The 3,255-nt window shown below is 56.2% G+C and carries 5 protein-coding genes and 1 pseudogene; 3 read left to right on the top strand and 3 right to left on the bottom strand.

The features are described 5' to 3' along the window. Positions 1-42: 42 nt before the first annotated feature. Positions 43-501: a site-specific integrase gene (locus tag MTR66_RS20750; RefSeq protein ID WP_243924572.1), complete on the bottom strand. Its 459-nt coding sequence runs from the start codon at positions 499-501 to the stop codon at positions 43-45. A 62-nt stretch (positions 502-563) separates the two neighbouring features. Further along, positions 564-863: a hypothetical protein gene (locus MTR66_RS20755; RefSeq protein ID WP_243924574.1), complete on the bottom strand. Its 300-nt coding sequence runs from the start codon at positions 861-863 to the stop codon at positions 564-566. Between the two features lie 111 nt (positions 864-974). Between MTR66_RS20755 and MTR66_RS20760 the strand changes: the two genes are divergently transcribed. The 3 genes and pseudogenes from MTR66_RS20760 to MTR66_RS20770 form a co-directional block, all read left to right on the top strand. Continuing rightward, positions 975-1,376 (top strand): helix-turn-helix transcriptional regulator, encoded by a 402-nt coding sequence (locus MTR66_RS20760; protein ID WP_243924576.1) that lies wholly within the window; start codon positions 975-977, stop codon positions 1,374-1,376. Further along, positions 1,369-1,797, top strand: coding sequence for a hypothetical protein (locus MTR66_RS20765; RefSeq protein ID WP_243924578.1), 429 nt, complete (start codon positions 1,369-1,371; stop codon positions 1,795-1,797). Before MTR66_RS20760 ends, MTR66_RS20765 begins: the two co-directional genes overlap by 8 nt. After that, positions 1,794-2,786: pseudogene (locus tag MTR66_RS20770) on the top strand (type IIL restriction-modification enzyme MmeI); the annotation flags it as partial. The gene MTR66_RS20765 and the pseudogene MTR66_RS20770, both read left to right, overlap by 4 nt. A gap of 102 nt (positions 2,787-2,888) precedes the next feature. Here MTR66_RS20770 and MTR66_RS20775 read toward each other — a convergent pair. Next, the coding region (locus tag MTR66_RS20775) for an integrase core domain-containing protein (protein WP_243924589.1) at positions 2,889-3,255 on the bottom strand (367 nt) is incomplete at its 5' end.

Consider the following 3,255-nt stretch of genomic DNA (forward strand, 5'->3'; position numbering starts at 1 on the left):
TGTCCTCAAAATTAGGATAGAAGGCGTCCAGAAATCTAGGGGCTACTCAATCTGGCTCCATTCCAAGTCCATTATCGCTGATTTCCGTGCCCCGGTGTAAAATGCGATCATCAAGAAGGTCAGCAGATTGAACCTCGAAAGTTTGATCGATCGGGCGTGCCAGAGCAGATGCGCAAATTCCTCTTCCGTAAGCCAGCGCATTTTTGGCTCACCGTCCGCAGGCAATTCAGGAAAGATGATCGGTTCGATAAACCGTTTCCGGGCGACATAGTTAACTGCGGAACGAAGATCGGATAGCTCGCGCCTGATCGTCGACTGCGTGCGATCTTGGCTCTCCAGCTGGTATTCGACAAGCATGTCGTCATCGATCTCGTGGACACGGCGATGCCCAATGATCGGGATCAGATTGTTGATGGAGTAGCGCAGACGCTCCTTGGACTTCTGTTTTTCGGGCTTTACCGGTCGAAGCGCATATCGCGCCAGCGCCTCGGAGATGAGCATCCCTTCGCGCCGAAACCGCTTTTCGATGGGTTCGTCATATTTAAGGAGAAACTCGCCAAAGATCAGTTCCGCTTCGCGGCGATCCGAAGTGCCAGTTGATTCATCTCGCCAGCTTCCACTTTTCGGATCTTTGTATCGGATGAACCAGTTTGGTCGACGCGGCCGCATTCGGAGGCGCGGGCCTTCTGATTTTCGGGGCATGCTTTCACCAGGTTTTGTTCGATGTACCGTTCAATTGCGTTCTCGGGCAGGAGGGTCAGACCATCATCGGGAAGATGGTCAATCTTTCGCTTTTCAATGAGTCTGCGAATTCGGCCCTGAGGCCATCCTGAAGCCTCTGAAAGTTCGCGGATCGTCAGCATTTGCATATCACACCTCACCGACATAGAATGACGGAAATACGGGATTTATTCCGTATTTGATGCAATTTATCTGAATATGGATAATACAGCAAGAGGCTTTTGGGACGTCCAATGACCATCGGTAAGCGGCTGCGTGAATTCCGGCATTACAAGGAGGCCACTCAGGCGGAATTTTCCAAGATCGTGGGCGTGTCTCAGCCCGCGCTCGCGGCTTACGAGAAGGATGAGCGGGAGCCGCCTTTTTCTGTCGCCGTCATCCTATGTCGTGACCACGCCGCCAACCCGGAATGGTTGCTTTACGGCGTAGGACCCATGGTCCGAGGGCGTGATCAAGAACTCATCCGCCAAGCGCTGAGAGTGACGAAAGAGCGTCTGCCCGCAATCATTCCAAACGCAACTTTTGAGCAAGAAGCCGACTTTACTGCATTAATTTATCAATACCTTGTCGAGAACGGCGCGATCTCCCCCCCCATGGCCGATGCCATGTTCAGGATGGGGGCGGTCAATGAATGATAACGATCCGATGGGTCCTGCTGAGCGGAACCTGTATAATTTCATCAGCAACGCTGTCGTCGAGGCCAGAGCCAGGGCCCTTCGTCGCCAGCAAAATGTCGAATGGCAAAAGCTCATCAAAGCCTATCTGCGCGGCCTAAGTCGGATCGTGGGCAGCGCCAAAACGATTGCGCTTGGCATCTTCGTATTCGCTTCCATCCGATTTTGTTGGGACGCCTGGTCGAATCTGTCTCTCGGCAGTCTGACAGTTGGTTTTCTTCTACTGGCAATCAGCTTGCTGGCGGCAGTCGATACGGCTGAACGAACCATCGGCCGCTGGGAATGGCGCCCAAAGTCCGGATCTCCCCTGCACTACCATTTCGCCGTGGGAATGAGAGCCAAACGAATGTCTAAATTGGCTAATCCGGGTATCGTCCAATGAACGCCACAGAAATCGCTGAAGCCATAGAAATACTGGCAGATCAGCCGTTTGACGCCGCCGAATTTCCCTTCGCCTTTCTGGAGGCGTTTGGACGTAAGGCCACCGAGATCAAGCGGCTGCGCTCAGGCAACACCAACAAGTCCGATCTGGGCGGCGTTCTTCAGCGCAATCACATCCACATTGCCGTCGCCGCGCCAGGCGAGGTCACGCACACACTCACCACCCTGCGGGAGAGCCCCGCCACCACGAAGGCCAAGGCCAGGTTCATCCTCGCCACCGATGGGGATATGCTTGAGGCGCAGGATTTGGCGAGCGGGGATATTCTCTCCTGCCCCTATCCCGAATTTGCCGAAAAGTTTGGCTTCTTCCTGCCGCTGGCAGGCATCACCACCATTCCCCAGCTGCGCGAAAGCTCGTTCGATATTCGCGCCACCCGCCTGTTCAACAAGCTCTATCTGGAGCTGCTGCAGGACAATCCCGATTGGGACACCGCCGCCCGCCGCGCGGACATGAACCATTTCATGGCCCGGCTGATCTTCTGCTTTTATGCCGAGGATACCAGCATCTTCCACCCCAGCTATCCCTTCACCGGGACGGTCGAGAAGATGAGCGAACGGGACAGTTCCAACACGCATGAGGTGATTGCCGAGCTGTTCCGCGCGATGAATACGCGCAAAGAGAGCCACGAGGCGGAGGGCATCAAAAGCTGGGCGCGGCCCTTCCCTTATGTGAATGGCGGGCTGTTTGGCGGATCGCTGGATGTGCCGCGTTTCAACAAGGCAGCACGGAATTACCTGATCCATATCGGCGGGCTCAACTGGACGAAGATCAACCCCGACATTTTCGGCAGCATGATCCAGGCCGTGGCCGATGATGAAGAACGCGGCGCTCTGGGCATGCACTACACCAGCGTGCCCAACATCCTGAAAGTGCTGAACCCGCTGTTCCTCGACGACCTGCACGTGAAGCTGGAGGAAGCGGGCGACAACAAGTGACCTGCCCCCCGCTGGTCCCGCGGTCATAACGAGAGTCTGCCGGTTTGATGACCCTGTCCCGGATTTGCCACCGGCCTGAACGAGAGATCCGGCGCTTCATCGGCCGGGGTTAACCCCGGCCGATGAAGCAAATTCGGCAGGCGTCATGAACCCCAGGGATGTGTGAGGACGGCTCTCGTTGAAGTCCATTCGCCACGCCTCGATCTTGGCCCTGGCATCGTCCAATGACAAGAACCAATGCGTGTTGAGGCACTCGTCGCGCAAGCGGCCGTTGAAGGACTCGACGAAGGCATTATCGGTCGGCTTCCCGGGCCTGCTGAAGTCCAGTGTGACCCGGTTGATGTAGACCCAGTGGTCGAGGGTGCGCGAGATGAATTCGGGGCCATTGTCCACCCTGATCTTGGCAGGCGGACAGCCCCATTCGAAGAGCAGGCGATCCATGACATCCACTACCTGCTCGCCC

Origin of the sequence: Novosphingobium beihaiense, from assembly GCF_022832375.1 — a bacterium.
GTDB classification, from domain to species: Bacteria; Pseudomonadota; Alphaproteobacteria; order Sphingomonadales; family Sphingomonadaceae; genus Novosphingobium; species Novosphingobium beihaiensis.